The organism is Aquibaculum arenosum (assembly GCF_029222965.1).
Classification (GTDB): domain Bacteria; phylum Pseudomonadota; class Alphaproteobacteria; order Kiloniellales; family DSM-21159; genus Aquibaculum; species Aquibaculum arenosum.
This window is the reverse complement of the sequence record NZ_JARHUD010000005.1, coordinates 221,323-241,119: the sequence shown is the minus strand read 5'-3', so window position 1 is coordinate 241,119 and position 19,797 is coordinate 221,323. Positions and strand designations below refer to the sequence as shown.

Genomic DNA, 19,797 nt, shown 5'->3' with positions numbered 1-19,797 from the left:
GGACAGCCCATGAAGAAGACTCTTTTTGCGAGCGCCGCGTTGGCGCTGGGCGTTGGTGCGGCACTGGTGGGTGCAGCCAACACAGCCGAGGCGCAGACCCGGCTGACGCTCAAATCCGCAGCCTCCACCTCATCCTACTACGTGATGATGGTGCAATTGGCGGAGTTGCTGCGCGAGGTCAGTGACGGCGCCATCCAGCCGACGGTGGAGGAAAGCCAAGGCTCGGTGCAGAACGTTAAGGAAGCCGGTCGCCGGCCTGGCGCCTTCCTCTTCACCACACCGCCCAGCCTGATCGCATCGGCCCGCGATTCCGCCGGCCCATTCGAAGGCGATGAGGGCGCCATGTATGATCCGATTCGCACCCTCTTCGTGATGCCCTTCGTCACGGTGCATCTTGTGGTCGATGCGGAAAGCGACATCCAGGATGCAACGGATCTTGCGGGCGAATCCTTCATCGCCGGTGGGACGGGCACTTTCTGCGAAGGGCGCACACGCGCGATCTTCGAGGCACTGGGCATTCTCGACGAGGTCGAGATCGTCGATGTGGAACTGAACAACGCGCCGAACGCCATGCGTAACAAGCGTGTCGCCGGCTATGCCACCTGTTCGTCGCATCCCGTGCCAGGCCTGGTGGAGCTGGCAACCACGGTGCCGGTGCGCGTGCTCAGCTTCACCGATGAGCAGCGCGCCATCCTTGCCGAGGAAGATCCGGCAACCGGCCCGGTGGTGATTGCCGCCGGTACCTACTCCGGACAGGAGGAAGACGTTCACACCGTCGGACTGCCGGTCGGTGCTTATGGCACCACGGAGATGGACGAGGAGACGGCCTACACCATCGTGAAGGCCTTCTGGGAACAGCGGGAAGCACTGGCGGAAGAAAATCCCTGGTGGGCTGGCGTTGGACCGGAACTGCTCGACCAGATGGCCGTCCAGCTGCACCCGGGGGCACTGCGCTATTACGAAGAGGAAGGCATCGCCGTTCCCGACTCGATGAAGTGAATGATTGCTCCGGCGGGGCGCTTGCGTTGCGAGTCGTGAACCTCCGTCGATCAGAGTGAGCCTTGAGGCATCCCGGCGCTTGCGCCGGGATGCTGCTGTTTTGGGGGAGAGGGTGCCATGCGCGATACGGCGACAACGGGGCGGTTGTTAGCTCTGGCAGCGGCCGCGGCGCTCGGGGGGACCACACCCTTTGCCCGACTCGCCTATGACGCCGGCACCACGCCCAAGACGCTGCTGGCAGTGCGCTTCATCGTCGCCATCCTGGTTTTCGGTGTGGCGCTGCGGCTGCTCGGGCGGCCTCTTTGGCCCACCCGCAGCGACGTTCCGGCTTTTATAGCGGCGGGGCTGGCCCTTAGCGGGCTCACGATCGGCTACCTGCTGTCGATCGCCTACATACCCGTGGGGCTCGCGGCCCTGCTGCTGTACACCTTTCCCCTGCTCGTGGCGGCAGCGACGCCGTTTATCGACGGGGTGCGCCTAACGGGGGCCCAGTGGCTCGCCTTCCTCTTGGCATTTGTCGGCCTGGCCGGGGCGCTTGGGCCGGACCTGGGCGCGCTGGACCCGCGAGGCGTGGCACTGGCGCTGATGGCAGCCTGCTCCATGGCCACACTGCTCTTCCTGGTGCGGCATCTGACCCGCAGGCACGACCCGCTGACCGTGCTGTTCAACGGCAACCTCATGGGCCTGCTCTTCATGAGCTTGCTGCTCGTGACCGAGGGGCCGGTGATCAGCGACACGACCTTCGGCCTCAGCATGCTGACCGTGGCCGCGCTGCTCTATCTGGCCGGAATCGGCTTGAGCTTCCTCGCGGTCAAGGCGGGTGGGCCAGCGGAAACGGCGATGTTTCTCAACCTCGAACCGGTCATGGCGATCCTTTTGGCCATGCTTTTGCTGGGCGAGCGTCTGACCGCATTGCAGGCGACCGGCGTGTTTCTGGTCGTCCTGGCGATCTATCTTGCCGGCCGCAAGCAGCGGGCGCTGTGAGCGACTCTGTCGGGGCATGCGTCAAGGCGCTAAATTTCGCTTCGGGTCCCAAATCTGGGTGACCCACACCGCATTGTGTGGTTCACTAAAGCTTCGTCACAATATGTAGGCGGATACGCTCGGGAGCGCACGCTGGTGCTGCTGCGGAGCCCGTGAGTGGCGACTGTTTCTTAGCTTGCAGGGGGCTTGGTTATGAGGATTTCGCGGCTGTTCACCGACGAAGGGCGGGATGTCTACGAGGACATTCCCTTCCGCACCACAAGCAGCGAGATTCGCAACCCGGACGGTTCGACGGTGTTTGCGGCGGACCACATCGAGGTGCCGGCCGATTGGAGCCAGGTCGCCTGCGATATCCTTGCGCAGAAGTATTTCCGCAAGCGCGGCCTCCCCGGTGCGCTCAAGCGTGTTGAGGAGACGAGCGTTCCCTCTTTCCTGTGGCGCTCCGTGGCTGACGAGACGGCCCTGGCCACCCTGCCGGCCGAGCGGCGCAATGTCGGCGAGACCAGTGCCAAGCAGGTTTTCGATCGCCTCGCCGGGACCTGGACTTACTGGGGCTGGAAGGGTGGTTACTTCGACTCGGAGAACGACGCACAGGTCTTCTTTGACGAAGTGCGTTTCATGCTCGCAACTCAGATGGCGGCCCCCAACTCCCCGCAGTGGTTCAACACCGGCCTGCACTGGGCCTATGGCATCGATGGCCCCAGCCAGGGTCACCATTACGTCGATCACCAGACAGGTGAGCTGAAGCGCTCCGAGTCGGCCTACGAGCATCCGCAGCCGCATGCTTGCTTCATCCAGTCCGTCGATGACGACCTGGTGAACGACAACGGCATCATGGACCTCTGGGTCCGCGAGGCCCGCCTCTTCAAGTACGGCTCGGGCACCGGCACCAACTTCTCGCGCATTCGCGGCGAAAAGGAGCCGCTGTCCGGTGGCGGCAAGTCCTCCGGCCTCATGTCCTTCCTGAAGATCGGCGACCGGGCAGCCGGTGCGATCAAGTCGGGGGGCACGACTCGCCGCGCCGCCAAGATGGTGACCGTCGATCTCGATCACCCGGACATCGAGGACTACATCGACTGGAAGGTGCGCGAAGAGCAGAAGGTGGCCGCGCTGGTCTCCGGCTCCAAGCTCTGCAACCTGCACCTTAACGCCGTCATGGAAGCCTGCCACGCGGCCGAGGGGGAAGAGCGCCTCGATCCCAAGCAGAACCCTGCGCTCAAGGCCGCCATCAAGGCGGCGCGCAAAGCGATGATCCCCGAGAATTACGTGCAGCGGGTAATCCAGCTCGCCGGGCAGGGCTACAAGGGGATCGAGTTCAAGATCTACGACACCGACTGGGACTCCGAAGCCTACCTGACCGTCAGCGGCCAGAACTCCAACAACTCGGTGCGCATTTCGCGCGACTTCATCGATGCGGTTCTGCGCGACGGCGACTGGCACCTGACTGCCCGCACCGACGGCACGGTGGTGCGCACGCTCAAGGCCAGGGACCTCTGGGAGAAGATTGGCCATGCGGCCTGGTCATCGGCGGATCCGGGCGTGCAGTACGACACCACGATCAACGAGTGGCACACCTGCCCGGCCTCGGGGCGCATCAATGCGTCGAACCCCTGTTCGGAGTATATGTTCCTCGATGACACGGCCTGTAATCTGGCCTCACTCAACCTCATGACCTTCCGGCCGGAGGGTGGCACCTTCGATGTGGAGGCCTTCCGCCACGCCGTGCGGCTTTGGACCATCGTGCTCGAGATCTCGGTCATGATGGCGCAGTACCCCTCGCCGAAGATCGCGCAGCTCTCCTACGATTTCCGCACCCTCGGACTGGGCTATGCCAACCTCGGCGGCCTGCTCATGTCCATGGGGCTGCCCTATGACAGCGTCGAGGCCCGCGCGCTCAGTGGCGCCTTGACGGCTCTCATGACCGGCACGGCCTATGCGACCTCGGCCGAAATGGCCGCGGCGCTCGGGCCCTTCCCGAGCTATGATGTCAATCGCGATGCCATGCTGCGGGTCATCCGAAATCACCGCCGTGCCGCTCTTGGCGAGAACCGCGGCTATGAAGGCCTCTCAGTCCAGCCTGTGGCGCTCGATCACGCCCGCTGCCCGGACGCCGATGTGGCTGAGGCAGCCAAGGCAAGCTGGGACGCGGCACTGAAGCTCGGTGAAGCCAATGGCTTCCGCAACGCTCAGGTCTCAGTGATCGCGCCGACGGGGACCATCGGCCTGGTCATGGATTGCGACACCACGGGCATCGAGCCGGACTTCGCGCTGGTCAAGTTCAAGAAGCTGGCCGGCGGCGGCTACTTCAAGATCATCAACCGCACCGTTCCGGCTGCGCTGTCGGAGTTGGGCTACAGCGATGCCGAAGTGCAGGACATCGTGCACTATGCGGTCGGTCACGGCACCCTGGCCGGTGCGCCGGCCATCAATTCCGAGCGACTGCGTGCACTGGGCTTTACCGACGAAGTTCTGCAGACCCTCGAGCAATCGCTGGCGAGCGCCTTCGATATTAAGTTCGTCTTCAACAAGTGGACGCTGGGTGACGCCTTCTGCCGCGATACCCTGGGCTTCACCGAAGCGCAGTTGAATGATCTCAGCTTCGACATGCTTGCGGCCTTGGGTTTCGACAAAGCGGAGATCGAGGCGGCCAACACCTACGTCTGCGGCGCCATGACTCTGGAAGGCGCGCCACATCTCAAGGACGAGCACCTGCCGGTCTTCGACTGCGCCAATCCCTGCGGACGCATCGGCAAGCGCTTCCTGTCGGTGGAGAGCCACATCCGCATGATGGCGGCGGCGCAGCCCTTCATCTCAGGCGCGATTTCCAAGACCATCAACATGCCGAACAGCGCGTCGGTGGATGACTGCAAGGATGCCTACCTGCTGTCCTGGAAGCTGGGGCTGAAAGCCAATGCCCTCTACCGCGATGGCTCCAAGCTCTCGCAGCCCTTGTCGGCCTCGCTGCTCGAGGATGATGTGGAGTCCGACGAGGCGGAGAGCTTGGTCGAGCAGATCGCGGAGGCGCCCCAAAACGCGAAGGCGGCAATGGTGGCGGAACGCGTGGTCGAGCGTGTCGTCGAGCGGGTGGTTCAACGCGAGCGCCTGCCGCAGCGCCGCAAGGGCTATACCCAGAAGGCGGTGGTCGGCGGGCACAAGGTCTATCTGCGCACCGGCGAGTATGAGGATGGCCGGCTCGGCGAGATTTTCGTCGACATGCACAAGGAAGGCGCGGCCTTCCGCAGTCTGATGAACAACTTCGCCATCGCCATTTCCATCGGTCTGCAGTACGGCGTGCCGCTGGAGGAGTATGTGGAGGCCTTCACCTTCACCCGCTTCGAGCCCTCGGGCTTGGTGGAAGGCAACGACACCATCAAGATGGCCACTTCGGTCATCGACTACATGTTCCGCGAACTGGCGATTTCCTACCTCGGCCGGACCGATCTCGCCCATGTGTCGCCGGACGATCTGGCTCCGGATACTACGGGCAAGGGCGAGGGCCAGTCACAGGTTGACCAAACCGCTATGGCAGGACAGGCTGCCGATGCAGTGCGCAAGACGGTGGAGCGGGTGACCTCGCGCGGCTTCGTGCGCAACCGCCTGACCGTGCTCGCCGGCGGCGCAGCCACCGCTGCGGTCGAGGAGCCTCAGGCTGAGAGCCGGGTAACGGCCTTTGCCAGCGGCGAAAGCCAGACCGTCGTGGCGCAGAGCGTGACCCGTGACATCGAGACCCGCGTCCAGCAATCCCGCCTGGCCCGCATGAAGGGCTACGAGGGTGACCCCTGCGGCGAGTGCGGCAACTTCACGCTGGTGCGCAACGGCACCTGCATGAAGTGCGACACCTGCGGCAGCACCAGCGGCTGCAGCTAAAGGGAGGGGCCCAAGTCCCCTCCCTGAGGCTCAGCGGGGCGCGGCGGCGCGGCGCAGGCGGTCATTGATCGCCTGGCCTAGGCCGTGATCCGGGATCGGCATCACGGCGATGGCACGCACGTTTGCCCGATCGAGCGCGCGCAGGCTGGCGAAGAGGCGGGCCGCCGCCTCCTGGAGGTCACCGCTTTCGCTCAGGTTGATCTCCAGGGCCGCGCCAGGGAGCGGTTGGGGGCCGAAGGACAGCAGGGCCTCATCCGTCTCAACGGACTGCGCAGACAGTCGTAGGGGCCGCTCCGGCGCATAGTGGCTTGCCAGCATGCCGGGGGAGGCCAGGGGGGCTTCGGCCTCAGGTAACCGCAGTGGCTCGCCCAGGGCTTCGGCAATCGCTTCCGCGGCAATGCCACCGGGGCGCAGCAGCAGGGGAGTGTCTCCGAGCAGGGACACGACAGTGGACTCCACCCCGACGGGGCAGGGGCCGCCATCGACGATCAACTCGATGCGACCCTTGAGTTCTTCTGCCACATGCGCGGCGGACGTGGGGCTAACCCGACCGGAGCGATTGGCGCTGGGAGCTGCCACCGGCCGCCCCACAGCTTCCAGAATTGCGCACGCCAGCGGCGGCGCCGGAACCCGCACCGCAAGGCTGTCCAGGCCTGCCGAGCAGAGCAGCGATACCGAGCAGCCGTCGCGTCGCGGCAGCACCAGGGTCAGCGCACCGGGCCAGAAACGTTCGGCCAGGCGCTCCGCCCGCGCGTCAAAATGCACATATTCTTTCGCGCTCGCAGCGTCGGGGTAGTGGCAGATCAGCGGATTGAAGCGAGGACGTCCCTTGGCCTCGAAGATGCGCGCTACGGCCTTGTCGTCCGTCGCATCGGCTCCCAGCCCATAGACAGTCTCGGTTGGGAAGGCGACGAGGGCGCCCTGGCGCAGCAGTTCGGCGGCGCGCGCGATGGCTGCCTGGCCGGCAGGCAGGAACTCAGTTGCGATCTCGTTGATCATGAATGCTGCTTGGCTTACGTCAGGGATGCCGCAGGGGGAGATTAGCTGAGCAGACATAGCAACGAAGCCCTCCCGCTAAAAGGAGGGCTTCGTCGATTGCCGTCTCGATGCTCCCGCTTGATCCCATCCCGGGAATGAGAGCTCGGGGCGCGTCGCCGCACGGGCATTGCGGCGGCGAAAGCGTCACCGGAGAACCGGCCACGTGAGGCGCATCGTGACTCGCCATAACGCGCAGGTCAATTCGAATCGAACAGGCGGGTTGCGGGGGCCTACTGCCGTTCCAACAGCAGGTAGCGCGCCTTCTGATAGATCCGCTGGAAGTAGCCGGCGGGTGGGACGTCCACCCCGGCGACGAGGGGCACCTCGTGCCCGGCGATGCCCGGCCCCTCGATGCGCAGCGTCGCGATCTGCTGCCCGGCCTGCAGCGGCGCCGCTATCGGGCCGTCGTAGACGACCTTTGCCGTCATCTCCTCGCGGGCTGCATGACGCATGGTGACCAGCACATCGTTCTGCGCCACCAGCGGCACGGTAGAGGATGCACCCAGCCAAACATCGGCCTCCTCGATCATTGCCCCGGCTTCGAACAGTTCGAAGTTCTCGAATTCTCGAAAGCCCCAGCGCATCAGCCGCTCGGCTTCTTCGGCGCGCTGGCGCTGGCTTTCCAGCCCCGTGACCACCAGGATCAGCCGGCGGTCGTTCTGCACCGCCGAGGCTGTCAGCCCGTAACCGGCCTCCTCAGTGTGGCCGGTCTTGAGCCCATCGGCGCCGACGTTGCGGTAGAGCAGGGGATTGCGGTTGGACTGGCGAATGTCGTTCCAGGTGAACTCGAGCTCAGAATAATAGTGATAGTGATCGGGGAAGTCGGTGATCAGGCGATGGGCGAGATGCGCCAGATCGCGTGCCGACATCACATGGCCCTCCGCTGGCCAGCCCGTTGCATTGCGAAAGGCGCTGTCGCGCAGGCCGATGTCGTCAGCCAGGCGGTTGAGTTCGTTGGCGAAAGCCTCTTCACTTCCGGACAGGCCCTCCGCCAGCACCACACAGGCATCATTGCCGGACTGGACGATGACGCCGCGCAGCAAGTCTTCGACGCGGATATCGTCACCAATCTCAACGAACATTTTGGAGCCGCCCATGCGCCAGGCCCGCTCACTGACCGGCAGGGTGTACTCCAACGACAGACGGCCCTGGCGGATGCGATCGAGCACAGCATAGACCGTCATGATCTTGCTCATCGAGGCCGGTGGCATTGCCCGTTCGCCGTCCTTGTCCAACAAGACGGTCCCGGTTGTCGCATCGACCAGGTAGGCCTCTCGGGCTGCTGTGTCGATCTGGGCGTAGGCCGGGCCGGCAAGGAACAGGATCAGCAATGCCATGCCGAGCCGACGGAGGATCACATTCATGGTCGGAACAACTCCCGATTCATCGCTGGGTCGATGCCTGCTCACGGCGGTCAGCCACCCGCCAGTGCGAGGCCCTCTATCGTGCAAATGGGCGGAATCTGTGGCTTCATCACTGCACAATGACACGGGACTCGGTATAGCCGTCTGAGATCAGCCGCGCCAGCAAACCATCGGCTTCGTCGACACTCTCCACGGGGCCGATGCGCACGCGATAGAAACTCTGGCCCGATACGGCGGCGGGTTCGATCTGCACATAGCCGAGCGGCTCAAGCCGTGCCGCAAGCTGGGTGGCGTTCGAGTAGTCGGTAAAGGCGCCAGCCTGAATGAAAAGGTTGCTTGGCTCCGTCTCCTCGAAATGAATCAGCCCGTCGGGCATCTCCACGGTCTGGGCAGGTGCCGGATCCGGCTGTGACTGCTCGGCGACTTGCACCGGTTGCGGTTCGGCTGGGGCTGCCGGCGGCGGCTTGCTTTCCTGCAGCGGCGGCACCGCTTCGCCGCGGGCCAATGCGGCCAGTTGCTGGCTTTCCTCCGGAACCACTCTCACTCGGACTTTTGCTGTGCCCTGCCGCTCGAATCCCAGCAGCTGTGCGGCGCGGTGGGAAACGTCGATGATGCGGCTGTTGGAGAAGGGGCCGCGGTCGTTGATCCGCAACTTGATGGAGCGGCCGTTGTCGAGGTTGGTCACCTGGACCATGCTCGGCATTGGAAGGGTGGGGTGTGCAGCGGTCAGGTCATTCTGATTGTAGCGCTCGCCATTGGCGGTGCGTCGGCCGTGAAAGCCCGGCCCATACCAGGAGGCAACGCCGGTCTGGTCGTAGGCCGGATCCTCGGCCGGATGATACCAGACGCCGTTGATGCGGTAGGGGCGACCCACCTTGTAGCTGCCGACCTGCGCCGGGCTGCCTCCTTTGGAGGCACCCGGTGTCGATGCGGTCTGTGTCGAACCGCAGCCAGCCAGCGCCAGGGCCATGGTTGCCAAAGCGGCCAATGCGGTGCCCCTCCACCAACATTCCCCTGCCATGATCACTCTCCCCCTACGCTTCCTACCAGGCTCACGTTACTGCCCTGCAGCGTTTCGCAGCAGCGCGAGCAGCTTTGGATCGGCAAATGCATCCTGCGGCAACCCCTGGCCGCGTTGGAAACTTCGGATGGCGGTCCTAGTGCGCGGACCAAGCCGGCCGTCAACGCCACCGGCATCATAACCCAGATTCATCAAGAGGCGCTGCACCTCGCGCACCTGATCGTTGGTCAGGCGCTGATCACCTTGCGGGGGTTGGGCCGATAGTGCCGCGCCTCCGGCCAGCCGATCCGCCAGATGCCCGACGGCGATCGCATAAAAGATGGAGCGGTTCCACCGCAAGATGCGCTCATAGTTGTGATGGACCAGAAAAGCGGGGCCACTGTGGCCAGCCGGAAGAATGAGAGCGGCCGATTGTTCGCTGTTCGGCAACTCGTAGCCGCTGGCCGCGCGCAAGCCCAGGGCTGCCCATTCGCGCAAAGTCCTCCAGTTCTCCGGCCGCGTGTCGATCGAGGCGAGGCTATGATCGAAGCCTTGGGGCAGACTTACCTCCCGACCCCAATCCTCATCGCCGCGCCAGCCGACCTGCGAGAGGAAATTGGCGGCCGAGGCGAAAACGTCCGGCAGGCTGCCCCAGATATCCCGACGCCCGTCGCCGGTGGCGTCTACGGCATAGGCCGCGAAAGTCGAGGGCATGAACTGCAGGTGTCCCATTGCGCCAGCCCAGGAGCCTTCCATGCGTTCAGGCGCGATATCGCCGGATTCAATGATCTTCAGCGCAGTGATCAACTCCTCGCGGAAAAAGGCGCTGCGCCGGGTGTCATGCGCCAAGGTTGCCAGGGCGCCGACCACCGGGAAGTTTCCGAAGGTATCGCCGAAATTTGTCTCGAGACCCCAGAAAGCCACGAGATAGCGCGGCTGAACACCATAGCGCGCCTCGACATCGGCCAGGAGGTCACGATGCTCGCGCAGCAACGCCCGCCCGCGCTGCACGCGCTCCTCGGAAATGGCGTTGCCGAAATAGCGCCAGAAGGTGAGCGTGAATTCCGGCTGGCGGCGGTCCAACTCGATCACCCGGGGGATGGGACGAATCCCTGAAAAGGCGCGGTCAAGGGTGGTCGAAGAGACACCTTGTGCCATTGCATCGCTGCGCAGATCCCGAAGCCATGTATCGAAATCCGCCTGCGACGCCTGCGCAAACTGGTTGTCACCGGGTGCGGATTGCTCGGGCGCATTCTGCTCTGCCTCGATGGCGTTTACGGAACGCCCCTCGGCGTGCCCTGTTGCGCAGCCGGCAAGAACGAAGGTGGCAATGGCTGCAGCCGCCAGTCGGCCCGTAAGGCGAAGGTGCGGTGCGTGTGGCGCCTGTGGCGCCCTTCCCGAAGATGTGGCCCTCATGGCGCTCTTCATGCCACGAGCGTCGGAGTCAACACAACGGCGAGCGTGTGCCGTAAGGCGGGCAAAAGACCGTCAGAAAGCAGATTGCAAGGTCATGGGGAGGTGCTGAGGTCCGCGACAACGGCTGTAACGGGGCAGGCGCAGACCTGCCCCGTTCTCTATAATTAAGCGGCCGGGCGTACCTCAATGCCGCGGGTGCTCAGAAGATCCGTCAGTTCGCCGGACTGGTACATCTCGCGGATGATGTCGCAGCCACCCACGAACTCACCCTTCACATAAAGCTGTGGGATGGTGGGCCAGTTCGAGAAGTCCTTGATCCCCTGGCGCAGGCCGGGGTCTTCCAGGACATTGATGCCCTTGAACTTCACGCCCAGGTGACTCATCACCTGAACCACCACTGCGGAAAAGCCGCACTGCGGGAACACCGGGGTGCCTTTCATGAAGACCACCACGTCGTTCTCGGTGATATCCTGGCGAATGCGGTCAAAAACCGGATTGTCAGTCATAGCCTCTTTCCTTTAACGCCGTACCGACTCAATCGGCCGGTGCTGATGTCTGCAGCGCCAGGGCGTGCAGTTCGTTACCCATTCGACCTTGCAACGCAGCATACACCATCTGGTGCTGCTGCACCCGGGTCTTTCCCTTGAAAGCAGGGGACACGACGTAGGCGGCATAGTGGTCGCCGTCGCCACGCAGATCCTCTATCGTCACCTGCGCGTGGGGCACGCCCTCCTTGATCAAGCTTTCTATCTCCCGCGGGTCCATTGCCATATGCCGGCCACTCCTGTCCGCTGTCTCGTCAGTGTTCCCCGGGCGTGGCTGTCGTTCAGTCAGGCCACGCCCGCGCTCATGTAGTCCGGCAACCAGCCTTCGTGCGTTGCCCGCAAGTCCTCCAGTGAGATGCGGCCGATGGCCTCCAGCGTCAAGGCATCGCCGCCGCTCTCACCAATGTGTGCCGCCGGCACGCCAGCAGCCCGGGCACTGGCCAGCAGCGTCTCGGCATCCTGCGTGGCGACAAGATAGCGTGCCTGATCTTCGCCAAACAACCATTGCGTCATCTTGTCTCGGGCAATGTCCGGCACGCGCAGGGTCGCACCGCAACCGCCGGCCAATGCCATTTCCGCCAGAGCCACGATCAGGCCGCCGTCGGAAAGATCGTGGCATGCGGCGAGAGCACCCTGCTTGATCTGCTCCCGCAGGAAATCGCCGTTGCGCTTCTCCGCCTCAAGATTGACCGGAGGCGGGGAACCCTCTTCGCGGCCCTCGATGTCCCTGAGGTAGAGCGACTGACCGAGGTGGCCCTCGGTCTCTCCGATGAGGACGAGTGCCAGACCCGCCTGTTCCAGGCCTGCGGCCGGAAGGTGGGCAATGTCATCAATCAGGCCGACACCACCAATCACCGGGGTTGGAAGAATGGCCTGGCCTTCCGTTTCATTGTAGAGCGAGACATTGCCGGAGACGACGGGGTAGTCGAAGGCGCGGCAGGCCTCGCCCATGCCCTGGACGCAGCCCACGAGCTGCCCCATCACGCGCGGGCGCTCGGGATTGCCGAAGTTGAGGTTGTTGGTCACCGCCAGCGGCCTGGCGCCGACAGCGGTCAGGTTGCGCCAGGACTCGGCCACGGCCTGCCGGCCGCCCTCGACCGGATCGGCGTAGCAGTAGCGCGGGGTGCAGTCGGTGGTCGCTGCCAGTGCCCTCTTACCATCCGCCAGGCGCACCACCGCAGCATCGGCACCGGGGCGGCGGATGGTATCGCCGCCGATCAGATGATCGTACTGCTCCCAGATCCAGCGACGCGACGCCAGGTCAGGACTGCCGATCAGTGTCCGCAGCGCCTCCAACGGGTCGCCCTGGGATGTCACCGCGACGGCCTCTGCGGCCGGCGTGGGTTCCCAGGGGCGATCGTACTCGGGCGAGGCAAGGGCCAGCGGGTCGATCGGCAGGTCGCCCACCGTCTCGCCGTGCCAGCGCAGAACCATGCGGCCGCTCTCGGTCAGGCGACCGATGATGGCGAAGTCCAGGTCCCACTTCTCGAAGATGCGGCGCGCCCGGTCCTCGCGGCCGGGCTTGAGCACCATGAGCATACGCTCCTGGCTTTCCGAGAGCATCAGCTCGTAAGGCGTCATGCCTTCTTCGCGCATGGGCACCCGGTCCAGATCCAGTTCAACGCCGACGCCGCCCTTGGAGGCCATCTCGAAGGAGGAGGAGGTAAGGCCGGCCGCGCCCATGTCCTGGATGGCGACAATGGCGTCGGTCTCCATCAACTCCAGGCAGGCCTCGATCAGCAGCTTCTCCGTGAAGGGGTCGCCCACCTGCACAGTGGGACGCTTCTCCTCACTATTGGCGTCGAACTCGGCCGAGGCCATGGTGGCGCCATGGATGCCGTCGCGCCCGGTCTTGGACCCAACGTAGACCACCGGGTTTCCCGGACCGGCGGCCGCGGAATAGAAGATGCGATCGGCCGGCGCCAGCCCCACCGTCATGGCATTGACCAGGATGTTCCCGTTGTAGGCGGGGTGGAAGTTCACCTCACCTCCCACGGTGGGGATGCCGACACAATTGCCATAGCCGCCGATGCCAGCCACCACACCGGAGACCAGATGGCGTGTCTTGGGGTGGTCGGGGCTGCCGAAGCGCAGGGCGTTGAGGTTCATCACCGGCCGCGCACCCATGGTGAAGACGTCACGCAGGATGCCGCCGACGCCCGTGGCCGCGCCCTGGTAGGGCTCGATGAAGCTGGGATGATTGTGGCTTTCGATCTTGAAGATCGCGGCAAGGCCCTCGCCGAGAGCGATCACCCCGGCATTCTCGCCCGGCCCCTGAATGACTTGTGGCCCTTCGGTGGGCAGGGTCTTGAGCCACTTCTTGGACGACTTGTAGGAGCAGTGCTCCGACCACATCACTGAAAAGATGCCCAACTCCACCAGGTTCGGCGCGCGACCCAGGATATCCAGGACCTTCTCGTACTCTTGGGGCGTGAGGCCGTGTTCGGCGACCAGCTCCGGAGTTATCTCACTCACGTTGCTTACTCCCTCGGGGCGCTCAGGCCAGCGCCCGGGCCATACTATCGAAAAGGCCGCAGCCGTCAGTGCCGCCCTGCAGCGGGTCCGTGGCGTCCTCGGGATGCGGCATCATGCCAAGAATGCGGCGATTCTCGCTGAGAATGCCGGCGATGTCGCGACGCGATCCGTTGGGATTGGCGCGGCTCTCAGGTTCGCCCGGACCAGCTACATAGCGGAAGGCGACGCGCCCTTCGCCCTCCAGGCGGTCGAGCGTTGCCTCGTCGGCAAAGTAGTTGCCATCGTGATGCGCGACCGGAACCCGCACGACCTGGCCGAGACGATAGCCCTCGGTGAAGGGTGAGCGATCGCTCTCTACCCGCAGGTGCACGTCTCGGCAAACGAAACGCAGGCCCGCATTGCGCATCAGAGCGCCGGGCAGCAGGCCGGCCTCGGTCAGCACCTGGAAGCCGTTGCATATCCCGATCACGGGAACACCGCGCTCCGCCGCCTGACGCACGGCCTGCATGATCGGTGACTGCGCGGCCATGGCGCCGGCGCGCAGGTAATCGCCGAAAGCGAAGCCACCCGGCAAGAGGATCAGGTCCACGGCCGGCAGGCCGCTTTCCTTGTGCCAAATGATTTCCGGTTTGCGGCCGCAGGCCCGTTCAAGGGCAACGACCGCATCCTTCTCCCGGTTCGTACCGGGAAAGCGGATGACAGCCGTGCGCATCAGTCTTCGACCTCGACCGAATAGTTCTCGATCACCGTGTTTGCGAGCAGCTTTCGGCACATCTCTTCGACCGCGGCCCGCGCCTTGTCGGGGTCGCTTTCCGCAAGGTCGAGCTCGATGTACTTACCCTGGCGCACGTCATCGACGCCGGAGAAGCCCAGGGCGCCCAGCGCGTGCTGGATGGCTTTGCCCTGGGGGTCGAGCACACCGTTTTTGAGGGTGACGTGCACGCGCGCTTTCATGGAGGCTGGTACCTTCGGCTGTCGGCTGGAAAGATGGGCGGACACTAGCCTTCGCCGCCGCCTCATTCAACGACGACCGCCATGCCCCTGTACCCTCCCAGCTATTACAACACAGCGCAGCCCACGCCCTCCTGGTGGCAGGCCAGCGCCAGCGAGCCTGCACCGCTCTGTCCCGCCCTGGAGGGGGATGAGACTTGTGACGTGGCGGTTATCGGTGCGGGCTACACCGGCCTCTCGGCCGCCCTGCATCTGGCGCGCGATCACGGGCTGTCCGTTCGGGTGCTCGAGGCCGGCTATCCGGGCTGGGGTGCCTCGGGCCGCAACGGCGGCTTTTGCTGTATCGGTGGTGCCAAGCTCTCGTACCAGGCAATGATCCGCCGCTTCGGCCTGGAGGAGACCCGGGCCTTCTTCGGCGTGCAGCGCGCCGCCGTCGATCTGGTACGCGCCATGGCCCAGGACGAAGGGATTGACTTGGCTGCAGGCGACGCGCAGGGCGAGGTCTGTCTGGCCCACCGGCCCAATCGTGCGAAGGAGCTGCAGGAGGAGGGCGCCTTTCTTGCGCGCAATTTTGGCGTCGAGGCCCGCTGGCTTTCCCGCGAGGCCTTGGCCGAGGCGGGCCTGCGCAGCAGCCTGCACGGCGGTCTCTTCCTGCCGCAGGGATTCGGGCTACACCCCCTGAACTATGCGCGGGGTCTGGCCCGCGCGGCCTTGGCGCATGGCGCTGTGATTCACGGCCACAGCCAAGTCATCGGCTGGGCGCGTGAGGGGAGGGTGCATCGCCTGGCCACGGATCGGGGAAGCCTTCGTGCCGCGCAGGTCCTGCTCGCCACCAATGGCTATGAGCATGGCACGCTTTTGCCAGCGCAGGAACGGCAGCGCTTGCCGGTGCTCTCCAGCATTATCGTCACCCGACTGCTGAGCGCGGAGGAGCGCCGGGAGCAGGGCTGGCAGGCCACGACACTCGCCTACGACAGCCGCGATCTGCTGCACTACTTCCGTCTATTGCCGGACGGCCGTTTTCTTTTCGGAGGGCGGGGTGGGGTCAGCGGCAGGCCGGGGGAAACGGCCCGGCAGCGCCGCTGGATGGAGGCTCGCTTCCGCAGCTTCTTTCCGGCCTGGCGTGCGGTGCCCTTCACCCACTTCTGGAACGGCCTCGCCTGCCTGGCCGCCGATCGCTTGCCGCACATTGGGCCGATCGAGGGGCTGCCCGGCGCCCATCAGGCTTTCGCCTATCACGGCAATGGCGTGGCTCTGGCCACCTGGGCCGGGAAAGCCGTGGCCGAACAGATCGCCGGTCGCGCTCCGCACCTGCCGGCCCCGCTGCGCCAGGCCGCCGCGGCCTTCCCCGTACCAGCCCTGCGGAAGCTTTATCTCCGCAGCGCCTATTTTGGGCTGCGTCTGCGCGATGAATTGCTGTGAAGGGCGGAGATCGTCTACAGCAAGCCATGGCTGCGGAAGGAGTAGTGCCCACTGCGGCCGATGACAACGTGATCGTGCACCGTGATCCCGAGATGGCCCGCGGCCTGGGCGATGGCCTTGGTCATGTCGATGTCGGCGCGTGAGGGTGTGGGGTCGCCGCTGGGGTGGTTGTGGACCAGGATCAGGGCCGAAGCGCTCAGTTCCAGGGCGCGTTTGACCACTTCCCTGGGATAGACCGGCGTGTGGTCCACTGTACCCCTTTGCTGGCGTTCATCGGCAATGAGGCGGTTCTTCCGGTCCAGGAAGAGCAGGTGAAAGTTCTCCACGGAATCGTGCCCCAGGTGCACCCGGCAATAGTCGAGCAGGCGGTCCCACGAGGTGATCACGGGTGCCTCGAGCAGGGCTTCGCGGGTGGTGCGTTCCAGCGCGGCCTGGACGACCTTGATGGAGGCAGCGGCGGTCTCGCCCATGCCGGGGATCGCTGCCAGTTGTTCCGGGCTGGCCTTGAAAAGGCTTCCGAGGCTGCCGAAGCGCAGCAGCAACTCGCGCGCAAGCGGCTTGGTGTCGACCCGGGGCTTACCGGCGAACAGCAGCATCTCCACGATCTCGTGATCGCCGAGCGCCTGGGGCCCGCCGCTGAGCAGGCGGGCGCGCAAACGGCTGCGATGGCCTCGGTGAGGCGCCGGGGCGTCTTCCGGCACTGCAATCTCCTAGCGTAAAAACGCCTCGGAGATTACCCTATTCGTTGTAGGGAGGGAAGCGCCAGCCCTTGGGCGACTGGGTGAATATCTCGTAGCCCTCGGCCGTCACGGCGAGCGAATGCTCGAACTGGGCCGAAAGCGACCGATCGCGCGTCACAGCAGTCCAGCCGTCTTCGAGGATCTTCACGTCGTAGCGCCCCGCATTCACCATCGGCTCGATCGTAAAGAACATGCCCTCGCGCAGCTCCACGCCGGTGCCCGGCTTGCCGTAGTGCAGGACGGAAGGTGGCTCATGGAAAATGCGCCCCAGACCATGTCCGCAGAAGTCGCGCACCACGGAAAAGCGCTGCGCTTCCACGTAGGACTGAATGGCGTGACCGATATCGCCCAGCGTTGCGCCGGGCCGCACCGCCTCGATGCCGCGCATCATAGCTTCGTAGGTCACTTCCACCAGGCGCCGCGCCTTCACCGGCACCTTGTCGCCGAGCAGGAACATGCGGCTGGTGTCGCCATGCCAGCCGTCGAGGATGACCGTGATGTCGATGTTCATGATGTCGCCGTTGGCGAGCTTCTTCTGCTCGCTGGGGATGCCATGGCAGACGACATGATTGATCGAGGTGCAGATCGAGCGCGGGAAGCCCCGATAGTTGAGCGGCGCGGGTGTCGCGCCATGCTCCAGAATGAAATCGTGACAGAGCTTGTCCAGTTCGCCTGTCGTCACGCCGGGCTTCACGTAAGGCGTGATGAAATCCAGGGTTTCCGCAGCCAAGCGGCCGGCCCGGCGCATCCCTTCGAAGTCGTCGGGGCCATGTAACGTGATCTGGTCGCGTTCGCGTCCCGCAAAGCTGCTGAGTTCGTCCTGCATCTGCCTTCTCGATTGAACACCCCACGCTTGGTCGGGGTCTGATGTTCAGAAGATTGCGACTTTGCCCCGCAATCGCAACCCCTGGCCCGGGACTGTCGAGCTATCCCGGTACGGGAACCGGCTTACGGCGGCTGCGTTCTGATGGACAAGACGACGCGACAGGGTGGCAGGCATGGATGCGGCAGGCGATGCGCGGCTAAAAGGGATGGCGAGCCGGCGCATTGCCATCGAAGCGGTTTCGCCGGCCGTGGATCGTGGCCGCTTTGCAGCCAAGGCAATCGTCAACGAACCAGTTGGCATCGAAGCGGATGTCTTCTGCGATGGGCATGAAGTCATCGCGGTGGCGGTGGAGCATCGCCCGCGCGACGCCAAGAAATGGCTGGAGCAGCCGATGCGCCTGCTGGTCAATGACCGCTGGCGCACCCGGGTGACCTTCACCGAAGCCGGACATCATGTCTTCCGCATCCTTGCCTGGCGCGACCTCTTCGCCACCTGGCGCGCCGACACGCTGAAGAAGCAAGCCGCCGGTCAGGACATCGCGCTCGAACTGGAGGAAGGGCGCCGACTGATCGAATCCGCGGTACGCAGCCCACGCGCGGCCGCCCCGGCCGACCGGCAAGGGCTGGGCGCGACACTGGAGGAGTTGGCCGAGGCCCGCCACCCCGATCTGCTGGCGAGAGCATTGCTGAGCGAGCAGACGGCGGTTGCGATGGCCCACTCAGCCGCCCGGATCAACCTGACTATCAGCGACTGCAGCTTCCCGCTTTTCGTGGACCGGCCCAAGGCGGCCTTCAGCGCTTGGTATGAACTCATGCCGCGCTCCCAGTCCGGGCGGGTCGATCGGCACGGCACCTTCGACGATGTGATCGAACGACTGCCCTACGTCCGCGAACTAGGCTTCGATGTGCTCTACTTCCCGCCAATCCACCCGATCGGAAGAACGCACAGGAAGGGGCGGAACAACGCGCTGGTGGCCGCGCCGAACGATCCCGGCAGCCCCTATGCCATCGGCTCGGAGGAGGGCGGCCACGACGCCATCCATCCGGAGCTGGGCAGCTTCGAGGACTTCGCGCGGCTGTTGAAAGCGGCTCGCGAACATGGACTGGAGATCGCGCTCGATTTCGCGATCCAGTGCTCGCCGGATCATCCCTGGATCAAGCAGCACCCCGAATGGTTCGACTGGCGGCCGGACGGCACCATCAAGTACGCGGAGAACCCGCCCAAGAAGTACGAGGATATCGTCAACCTGCACTTCTACCGGGATGCCTTTCCCGGCGTCTGGTATGGGCTGCGGGACATTCTGCTGTTCTGGCACGCCAGGGGCGTGCGGATATTCCGGGTCGACAATCCGCACACCAAGCCCCTGCCATTCTGGGAATGGGTGATTGAGGAAGTGCGCGCCGTCGATCCGGGCGTGATCTTTCTTTCGGAAGCCTTCACGCGGCCGAAGATGATGAAGCGGCTGGCGAAGATCGGCTTCACTCAGTCCTACTCCTATTTCACCTGGCGCAACAGCAAGCAGGAGCTGACGGACTACCTCACGGAGCTCACGAGGGAAGACTGCCGCCACTACATGCGGCCGAACTTCTTCGACAACACGCCGGATATCAATCCCTACTACCTGCAGAGCAGCGGCCGGGCGGGCTTTCAGGCGCGCCTGGTCCTGGCCGCCACGCTTGCCGGCAACTACGGGATCTACAGCGGCTACGAACTCTGCGAGGCTCAGGCAATCCCGGGCAAGGAAGAGTACCTTCATTCGGAGAAGTACGAGATTCGCGCCTGGGACTGGGACAGGCCAGGACACATCAAGGACGACATCGCTTTCGTGAACCGGCTGCGCCGGGACCATCCGGCGCTCAAGTGCTTCACCAATCTGCGTTTCTACAACGCCTGGAATGACGCCATCCTCTACTACGGCCGCTTCACCGACGACCTGAGCGATTTCCTACTCTTTGCCGTCAACCTCGACCCCCACAACGATCAGTCCGCACATTTCGAGGTCCCGCTATGGGAGTTCGGTCTGCCCGACGATGCGTCCATTGAGGCTGAGGACCTGGTGCTCGAACAGCCCTTCCGCTGGAGCGGCAAAGTCCAGCACATGCTCCTCGACCCCAAGCAGCGTCCCTACATGGCTTGGCGCTTATTTGCGCCCGAGGTCAGGCAGTGATGC

At 64.6% G+C, this 19,797-nt stretch carries 16 protein-coding genes; 5 read left to right on the top strand and 11 right to left on the bottom strand.

Features of this window, described 5'->3' with window-relative positions; translation table 11 throughout:
- Positions 1 to 9 precede the first annotated feature (9 nt).
- From P2G67_RS10030 to P2G67_RS10020, 3 genes are all read left to right on the top strand, one after another.
- The gene (locus P2G67_RS10030) at positions 10 to 999 is read left to right on the top strand and encodes a TAXI family TRAP transporter solute-binding subunit (RefSeq protein WP_275822602.1); all 990 of its coding nucleotides are present in this window, start codon (positions 10 to 12) and stop codon (positions 997 to 999) included.
- Positions 1,000 to 1,116: 117 nt separating this feature from the next.
- On the top strand, positions 1,117 to 1,983 hold the full coding sequence (locus tag P2G67_RS10025) for a DMT family transporter (protein ID WP_275822600.1): 867 nt from the start codon (positions 1,117 to 1,119) through the stop codon (positions 1,981 to 1,983).
- A gap of 192 nt (positions 1,984 to 2,175) precedes the next feature.
- Positions 2,176 to 5,850, top strand: a complete 3,675-nt coding sequence (locus tag P2G67_RS10020) for a vitamin B12-dependent ribonucleotide reductase (protein WP_275822598.1) — start codon at positions 2,176 to 2,178, stop codon at positions 5,848 to 5,850.
- A gap of 30 nt (positions 5,851 to 5,880) precedes the next feature.
- Here P2G67_RS10020 and P2G67_RS10015 read toward each other — a convergent pair whose 3' ends face one another.
- The 9 genes from P2G67_RS10015 to purS all read right to left on the bottom strand — a co-directional run bounded on the left by P2G67_RS10015 (position 5,881) and on the right by purS (position 14,642).
- On the bottom strand, positions 5,881 to 6,849 hold the full coding sequence (locus tag P2G67_RS10015) for an L-threonylcarbamoyladenylate synthase (protein ID WP_275822596.1): 969 nt from the start codon (positions 6,847 to 6,849) through the stop codon (positions 5,881 to 5,883).
- A gap of 269 nt (positions 6,850 to 7,118) precedes the next feature.
- The gene (locus tag P2G67_RS10010) at positions 7,119 to 8,252 is read right to left on the bottom strand and encodes a D-alanyl-D-alanine carboxypeptidase family protein (RefSeq protein WP_275822594.1); all 1,134 of its coding nucleotides are present in this window, start codon (positions 8,250 to 8,252) and stop codon (positions 7,119 to 7,121) included.
- Between the two features lie 109 nt (positions 8,253 to 8,361).
- Entirely contained in the window at positions 8,362 to 9,240 is an 879-nt protein-coding gene (locus tag P2G67_RS10005; protein ID WP_275822592.1) for a septal ring lytic transglycosylase RlpA family protein, read from the bottom strand.
- Positions 9,241 to 9,309: 69 nt separating this feature from the next.
- The gene (locus tag P2G67_RS10000; protein ID WP_275822590.1) at positions 9,310 to 10,668 is read right to left on the bottom strand and encodes a lytic murein transglycosylase; all 1,359 of its coding nucleotides are present in this window, start codon (positions 10,666 to 10,668) and stop codon (positions 9,310 to 9,312) included.
- A 164-nt stretch (positions 10,669 to 10,832) separates the two neighbouring features.
- A complete protein-coding gene (gene grxD, locus P2G67_RS09995; protein ID WP_275822588.1) occupies positions 10,833 to 11,174 on the bottom strand; it encodes a Grx4 family monothiol glutaredoxin in 342 nt (113 codons plus the stop codon).
- Positions 11,175 to 11,202: 28 nt separating this feature from the next.
- Positions 11,203 to 11,439, bottom strand: a complete 237-nt coding sequence (locus P2G67_RS09990) for a BolA family protein (protein ID WP_275822586.1) — start codon at positions 11,437 to 11,439, stop codon at positions 11,203 to 11,205.
- Positions 11,440 to 11,498: 59 nt separating this feature from the next.
- Positions 11,499 to 13,688 (bottom strand): phosphoribosylformylglycinamidine synthase subunit PurL, encoded by a 2,190-nt coding sequence (gene purL, locus P2G67_RS09985; RefSeq protein WP_275822584.1) that lies wholly within the window; start codon positions 13,686 to 13,688, stop codon positions 11,499 to 11,501.
- A 22-nt stretch (positions 13,689 to 13,710) separates the two neighbouring features.
- Positions 13,711 to 14,400: a phosphoribosylformylglycinamidine synthase subunit PurQ gene (purQ, locus tag P2G67_RS09980; protein ID WP_275822582.1), complete on the bottom strand. Its 690-nt coding sequence runs from the start codon at positions 14,398 to 14,400 to the stop codon at positions 13,711 to 13,713.
- Positions 14,400 to 14,642 (bottom strand): phosphoribosylformylglycinamidine synthase subunit PurS, encoded by a 243-nt coding sequence (gene purS, locus P2G67_RS09975; protein ID WP_275822580.1) that lies wholly within the window; start codon positions 14,640 to 14,642, stop codon positions 14,400 to 14,402. Before purS ends, purQ begins: the two co-directional genes overlap by 1 nt.
- Positions 14,643 to 14,723: 81 nt before the next feature.
- Here purS and P2G67_RS09970 point away from each other — a divergent pair, with 81 nt between their 5' ends.
- On the top strand, positions 14,724 to 16,061 hold the full coding sequence (locus tag P2G67_RS09970) for an NAD(P)/FAD-dependent oxidoreductase (protein ID WP_275822578.1): 1,338 nt from the start codon (positions 14,724 to 14,726) through the stop codon (positions 16,059 to 16,061).
- 14 nt (positions 16,062 to 16,075) lie between these two features.
- Here P2G67_RS09970 and radC read toward each other — a convergent pair whose 3' ends face one another.
- A complete protein-coding gene (gene radC / locus P2G67_RS09965; RefSeq protein ID WP_275822576.1) occupies positions 16,076 to 16,762 on the bottom strand; it encodes a RadC family protein in 687 nt (228 codons plus the stop codon).
- 37 nt (positions 16,763 to 16,799) lie between these two features.
- The gene (gene map, locus P2G67_RS09960) at positions 16,800 to 17,627 is read right to left on the bottom strand and encodes a type I methionyl aminopeptidase (protein WP_275822574.1); all 828 of its coding nucleotides are present in this window, start codon (positions 17,625 to 17,627) and stop codon (positions 16,800 to 16,802) included.
- Positions 17,628 to 17,799: 172 nt separating this feature from the next.
- On the opposite strand from map, the gene P2G67_RS09955 reads away from it, so the two are divergent.
- Positions 17,800 to 19,794: an alpha-1,4-glucan--maltose-1-phosphate maltosyltransferase gene (locus tag P2G67_RS09955; protein WP_275822572.1), complete on the top strand. Its 1,995-nt coding sequence runs from the start codon at positions 17,800 to 17,802 to the stop codon at positions 19,792 to 19,794.
- Positions 19,795 to 19,797: the final 3 nt, after the last annotated feature.